The organism is Streptomyces pathocidini (assembly GCF_001418495.1).
In the GTDB taxonomy this organism is placed as follows: domain Bacteria; phylum Actinomycetota; class Actinomycetes; order Streptomycetales; family Streptomycetaceae; genus Streptomyces; species Streptomyces pathocidini.
This window is the reverse complement of the sequence record NZ_LIQY01000015.1, coordinates 1-6724: the sequence shown is the minus strand read 5'-3', so window position 1 is coordinate 6724 and position 6724 is coordinate 1. Positions and strand designations below refer to the sequence as shown.

The 6724-nt window shown below is 72.3% G+C and carries 5 protein-coding genes; all 5 read left to right on the top strand.

Going from position 1 to position 6724, the window contains the following annotated elements; translation table 11 throughout:
- A partial coding sequence (locus AOK16_RS01105; protein WP_055470301.1) for a cytidylyltransferase domain-containing protein occupies positions 1-1123 on the top strand: 1123 nt, incomplete at its 5' end.
- Positions 1124-1199: 76 nt separating this feature from the next.
- On the top strand, positions 1200-2126 hold the full coding sequence (locus tag AOK16_RS01100) for an N-acetylneuraminate synthase family protein (protein ID WP_055470298.1): 927 nt from the start codon (positions 1200-1202) through the stop codon (positions 2124-2126).
- 147 nt (positions 2127-2273) lie between these two features.
- Positions 2274-3599 carry a hypothetical protein gene (locus tag AOK16_RS01095; protein WP_079100929.1) on the top strand — a complete coding sequence of 442 codons (1326 nt, stop codon included), beginning with the start codon at positions 2274-2276 and terminating at the stop codon, positions 3597-3599.
- A gap of 205 nt (positions 3600-3804) precedes the next feature.
- Complete coding sequence (locus AOK16_RS01090; protein ID WP_055470299.1) at positions 3805-5031, top strand: M20 family metallopeptidase; 1227 nt, start codon at positions 3805-3807, stop codon at positions 5029-5031.
- Between the two features lie 477 nt (positions 5032-5508).
- The gene (locus AOK16_RS01085; protein WP_055470297.1) at positions 5509-6537 is read left to right on the top strand and encodes a BMP family lipoprotein; all 1029 of its coding nucleotides are present in this window, start codon (positions 5509-5511) and stop codon (positions 6535-6537) included.
- Positions 6538-6724 lie beyond the last annotated feature (187 nt).

The following is a 6724-nucleotide window of genomic DNA, read 5'->3' as shown; positions in this document are numbered from 1 at the left end:
CGTCGTGCGCGCCGTCCGCGAGTGCCTGGCCAGCCGGGTCGTCACCGACGTCGTCGTCTCCACCGACGACGCGGGCATCGCCGCGGCGGCCCGCGGCGCCGGCGCCGACGTCGTGCAGCGCCCGGCCGCCATCGCCGGCGACACCGCCACCAGCGAGGCCGCCGTCCTGCACGCCATGGACGCCCACGAGGCCATGCACGGCAAGGCCGTCGACGTCGTCCTCCTCGTGCAGTGCACCAGCCCCTTCATCGCCCGCGAGGACGTCGACGGCGTCGCCGCCGCCATCCTTAAGGACGGCGCCGACACCGCGCTGACCGTCGCCGCCTTCCACGGCTTCGTCTGGCGCGACGCCGAGCACCGCGCCGAGGGCGAGGACGCTGCGGATTCCAAAGAGAGCGGCGGCTTCGGCGTCAACCACGACAAGTCCTTCCGCCCTCGCCGCCAGGACCGCCCCCAGGACCTCCTGGAGACCGGCGCCGTCTATGCGATGGACGCCGCGGGCTTCCGCGAGGCCGGGCACCGGTTCTTCGGCCGCACCGAACTCGTCCGCACCGACCCCGCGCGCGTACTCGAGGTCGACGACCCGCACGACCTGGCGCGCGCCCGCGCGCTCGCCCCGCTGCTGGACGCACCGCGCCCCGGGGCACTCCCCACCCGCGACGACATCGACGCGGTGGTACTCGACTTCGACGGCACCCAGACGGACGACAGGGTGCTCGTCGACTCCGACGGACGGGAAATGGTCGCCGTGCACCGCGGCGACGGACTCGGCATCGCGGCCCTGCGCAAGTCGGGCCTGAACCTGCTGATCCTGTCCACGGAGCAGAACCCGGTCGTCGCCGCACGCGCCCGCAAGCTGCGGGTCCCCGTGCTGCACGGAATCGACCGGAAAGACCTCGCACTGAAGCAGTGGTGCGAGGAGCAGGGCATCGCGCCGGAGCGCGTGCTCTACGTCGGCAACGACGTGAACGACCTCCCGTGCTTCGGCCTCGTCGGCTGGCCCGTCGCGGTCGCCGGTGCGCACGACGTGGTGCGCGGCGCCGCACGCGCGGTCACCTCCACCCCCGGTGGCAACGGCGCGATCCGCGAGATCGCCGCCTGGATCCTCGGCCCGTCCCTCTGACCCGCCAGGTCAAGTACGGCCAACCGAGCCCGAGTTGACGTACAGCCCTTTTCTCTGACGTAAGGAACCCTCACACATGAGCACCACCTCCCGCCTCCGCACCCTCGGCGACAAGACCGCCGGCCCGGGCCGGCCGGTCTACATCACCGGCGAGATCGGCATCAACCACAACGGCGAGCTGGAGAACGCGTTCAAGCTCATCGACGCCGCCGCCGAGGCCGGCTGCGACGCGGTGAAGTTCCAGAAGCGCACGCCGGAGATCTGCACCCCGCGCGACCAGTGGGACATCGAGCGCGACACCCCCTGGGGCCGGATGACCTACATCGACTACCGCCACCGCGTGGAGTTCGGCGAGGACGAGTACCGCCAGATCGACGAGTACTGCAAGTCCAAGGACATCGCCTGGTTCGCCTCCCCGTGGGACACCGAGGCCGTCGCCTTCCTGGAGAAGTTCGACCTCCCCGCCCACAAGGTCGCCTCCGCCTCGCTGACCGACGACGAGCTGCTGCGCGCCCTGCGCGCCACCGGCCGCACGATCATCCTCTCCAGCGGCATGTCCACCCCGAAGCAGATCCGCCACGCGGTGGAGGTCCTCGGCTCGGACAACATCCTTCTCTGCCACGCCACTTCGACCTACCCGGCGAAGGCCGAGGAGCTCAACCTGCGGGTCATCAACACCCTCCAGGACGAGTACCCGAACGTCCCGATCGGCTACTCCGGCCACGAGACCGGCCTGCAGACCACGCTGGCCGCGGTCGCCCTCGGCGCCGCGTTCGTCGAGCGCCACATCACCCTCGACCGCGCCATGTGGGGCTCGGACCAGGCCGCCTCGGTCGAGCCGCAGGGCCTGGCCCGCCTCGTCCGCGACATCCGCACCATCGAGGAGTCGCTCGGCGACGGCGTCAAGAAGGTCTACGAGTCCGAGCTCGGCCCGATGAAGAAGCTCCGGCGAGTGCCGGGCGTCGTCGCCGAGTCCGAGGACCGCGAGCCCGCGGCCGTCTGACGGTCACCCGCGGTGAGCAAAGCCCGTAACAACGGCGCATCGGACCGGCGGGGACGCGACAACGCCCCCGCCGGTCCGGCGGGCCCGCCCTCCGGCGGGGACCCGCACGAGAACACACGGGCACGAGAACACACGGGGTGGACACCGGTGAGCCGACCTGACGTCCCTCCGGGCCCGGCGGCGGGGGAGACCCTCGCCTTCGTCGAGAGCCCGGTCCAGCTCCTCAACGTCCTGGAGTGGGTGTACGAGGACCGCCTCCGCTCCCAGGACGCCCGGGACCCGCGAACTCCCCTCTCCCCTCCTGCCTCCGGCGGGGATGCGCCTCGGGGCGCCGCCGTGCTCCCGGGTGCCGGCCCCCACCCGGGTGCGGCGGAGGCCCGGTCGGGGATTTCCGCGCCCACTTCCTTTCCCGGTGGGGAAGCGGCCCGGGGCGCGGACGTACTTCTCGGTATCGGTGCCCGACCGGGCCCGCCGGCTGAGGCCCGGTCGGACCCCGCCGCCCCAGCCGGAGGCGTCACCGTGGTCGTCCTGTCGCCGAACGACCCCATGACCCGCGGGCAGCTGCGGCGCATGGCGGAGCTCGCGCGCGAGGAGGGGCTCACCGTGCGCTGGGAGGACGCGCGCGGCGGGCCCGCGGCGCCGTTCCATACCATCGGCGCGCTCGCGCCCGCGGTGCGCAGGGCCCGCCGGATCGTCATCGGCGACCCCTTCTCCCGCTACGTACAGCTCCTGCTCACCCTCGCCCGCGCCCGCGAGCTGGTGGTCGTGGACGACGGAACCGCGACCATGGAGTTCGTCTCCCAGCTGGCCCGCGGCGAGCGCCTGGTGCGCTGGCACCGCAGCGGGCGCGGCGGCGGCCCGCGCGACGCGGTGTTCGCGCCCGTCTCGGCGGTCGCCCGGCGCCGCCTCACGCCCCGCGAGGGGCACCGCAGCGTCGAGGTCTTCAGCTCGATGCCGGTCGAACCCCCGGCGGGCGTGCTGGTCACCCCCAACGACTTCGCCTGGACCCGGGCCCGCTTCGGCCCGCCCGCGCTCACCGGCGGTGCCGACCTGGTCGGCACCTCGCTCGCCGAGACCGGCGTGGTCGACCTGGACCGCTACGTCGGCGCGGTCACCGCCCTGGCCCGCGCCCACGGCGCCACCCGCTACTTCGCGCACCGCCGCGAGAACACCGACAAGCTGCACCGCCTGGCCGTCGAGACGGGCCTGGAGATCGTCCGCCCCGACCTCCCCCTGGAGCTCATCGCCCGCCGCGGCCCCATCGGCCGTACGATCGTCAGCTTCCCCTCGACCGTCGTCCACACCCTCCCGCTGGCGCTCGCCGGAACCGATGTGAAGGTGGCCGTCTGCGACATCGACCCGGCCTGGCTCACCGACACCGCCTCCCCCCGGGCCCAGGGCTTCCTCTCCGGCGTGACGGGCACGGCCCGCGACGTCCACCGCCTCTCCTCCGTCCCGGCGGCGGCGCCGTAGGGGAGGGGAAACGGTTCGAGGCGTCGGCGGCGGCGCCGTAGAGGGCGTTTCGGTACGGCTGCGGGTGAACCTCTCTGTTTACCCCTCCGCGGTCCCGGCTATGCGGTCCGCGGCCCGATTTTCTCACCCCATCGGGCTGAACTTTTGTTGATCGAGGGACAGTTGTCCGTCACCCGGTCGTAGGCTGCATAGGGTGAACCAACTGATGTCCCCCGAGACCGACGCCGACCTGCCCGCGGAACCCGCACTGCCCGGGACGCTCCCGGATACGCTGCGCACCGAGCTGATTGCCTTCCGGCGCGACCTCCATATGCACCCCGAGCTGGGGAATCAGGAGTTCCGGACGACCGCCGCGATCAAGGAACGGCTGGAGCGGGCCGGGCTCGAACCGCGAGTGCTGGCCGTCGGCACCGGTCTCCTGTGCGACATCGGTACGGACACGGGCGCGCCCCGGCAGCCCCTGCTCGCGCTGCGGGCGGACATCGACGGGCTGCCGATCCCGGACACCAAGACCGTGCCGTACCGCTCGACCGTGCCCGACCGGGCGCACGCCTGCGGGCACGACGTGCACACCTCCGTCGTACTGGGCGCGGGCCTGGTGCTGGCCGAGCTGGCGCGGGCCGGGCGGCTGCCCCAGCCGGTACGGCTGATCTTCCAGCCCGCCGAAGAAGTGCTGCCCGGCGGTGCGCCCGACGCGATCGAGTCCGGCGTGCTGGAAGGGGTCGGGCGGATCGTCGCAGTGCACTGCGACCCCAAGGTCGAGGTCGGCCGGATCGGGCTGCGGACCGGACCGATCACCTCCGCCTGCGACCGGCTGGAAGTCTCCCTCGACGGGCCCGGCGGCCACACCGCCCGCCCTCATCTGACCACCGACCTGGTCACGGCGGCGGCCAAGGTGGCCACCGAGGTGCCGGCGCTGATCAGCCGCCGGATCGACGCCCGCTCGGGCCTCGCCGTCACCTGGGGGCGGATCGAGTCCGGCCACGCCTGCAACGTGATCCCGCAGCACGCCGAACTGTCCGGCACCGTCCGCTGCCTCGACCTGCCGGCCTGGCGCGCGGCGCCGGACCTGGTGCACGCGGCGATCGACGAGGTCGCGACGCTGCACCACGCCAAGTCGCAGATCAACTACATCCGCGGAGTCCCGCCGGTGGTCAACGAGCCCTCCAGCACCGAGCTGCTGCGGGACGCCATGGCGGTGCGGCGCGGATCGTACGCGGTCGAGGACACCGAGCAGAGCCTCGGCGGCGAGGACTTCTCCTGGTACCTGGAGCACGTCCCCGGCGCGATGGCACGCCTCGGCGTGCGCCCTGTCGGCGACACCACCCGCCGCGACCTGCACTGCGGCGACTTCGACGTCGACGAGGGCGCGATCAGGGTAGGCGTCGAACTCTTCACCGCCGCCGCCCTCCTGGAAGCCCACCGGTCGTAGTCACACCGCCCGCCACGCGGCGGGCGCGCGCCACCGTCCCGGTGCGGCCACCGGGTTCCGCCCCGGTGTGGGCCCCGGCTCCGCCGGGTGGGCGGGGACACCGTCCCGGTGTGGGCATGCGTTCCGCTAGGGGCGGAACGGGTGGGCACACCGGAACCCGCACCCGGCGTACGGGTCCCACCCCGCACCGGACCGTAGCCGCGCCCGGAGCGCAACAGGCCGCCGAGGGCTGAGGCTTCGTGGGCGGCTGCACGCCGGTGGCCGCGCTGTGCCCACCCGTTCCGCCTGGCGGCGGCCCGCCTGCCCACAGCGCGGCGATCTACCACCGTCCGTCGAGCCCCGGGCAACCCGCCATCGGCGGGCCGGCGACGATCCGGTAACAGCTTCGAATACGGGCTTTATCTGGAATCTACGCGCGTTACGATCCTGCCGAGCCAGCGCCGCGAAGAGGCGCTTTCAGCCGAAGGGGAAGTCCTCTTGCGCCGGGTAACCAGGATCGCAGCCGCAAGCGTCGCCACGGCGGCCCTCGCTTTCACCGCCACCGCCTGTGGCGAGAGCTCGAAGGAGTCGGGCGGCCAGAACAAGGGCGTCGGCCTCGCCTTCGACGTCGGCGGCCGGGACGACCACTCGTTCAACGAGTCCGCCGCCCGCGGTGTCGACAAGGCCGAGCAGGAACTCGGCGTCGAATCCAAGATGTTGACGGCCAAGAACAACGAGACCGAGGCCGACCGCGAGCAGCGTCTCACCTCGCTCGCGGAGGCCGGCTACAACCCGGTCATCGGCGTGGGCTTCAACTACGGGAACTCGATCGAGAAGGTCGCCAAGGAGTTCCCCAAGACCACCTTCGCGGTCGTGGACTCCGTCTCGCCGGGCAAGAACGTCGACAGCATCGTCTTCTCCGAGCACGAGGGCTCGTACCTCGCCGGTGTCGCCGCCGCGCTCAAGTCCAGGACCGGCAAGGTCGGTTTCATCGGCGGGGTGAACAACGCGCTGATCCAGAAGTTCCAGGCGGGCTTCGAGCAGGGCGTCAAGGACACCAAGAAGGATGTCCAGGTCTACTCCGAGTACCTGTACGCCAACAACGACAAGGGCTTCAACGACCCGGCGGCCGCCAACTCCAAGGCCAAGGGCATGCTCGACCGCGACGCGGACGTCATCTACACCGCGGCCGGCCAGTCCGGCGCGGGCGCGATCGAGGCGATCTCGGCGAAGAAGGGCACCTGGGGGATCGGCGTCGACTCCGACGCGTACCAGCAGCCGGGCCTGGCCAAGTACAAGGACGCGATCCTCACTTCGGTCGTGAAGAACGTCGACGTCGCCGTGTTCGACGTGGTCAAGAGCGTCAAGGACGGCAAGCCGCTGACCGGCACCAACGCCTACACCCTGGAGAAGGGCGGCGTCTCCCTTGCCACCTCCGGCGGGTTCATCGACGACATCCAGGGCCAGGTCGACGCCGCGAGGAAGAAGATCGTGGACGGCACGGTCACGGTGAAGGAAGCCCCCTGATCCGGCGGCCCGCCGCACCCTGAGTCGCCGCGGCGGCACCCTGAGCGACCCGGGCCCGCCGGGAGGGCGCGAACCTCCCGGCGGGCCCGCTTCAGAGCCGCCAACTACGCGCGTAGCGCGCCGAGTTCGCGGTACGGTCGCCCGTACCCGCCCTCGCCCTCTTGCCGTCCCACCCCCGCACCCCAAC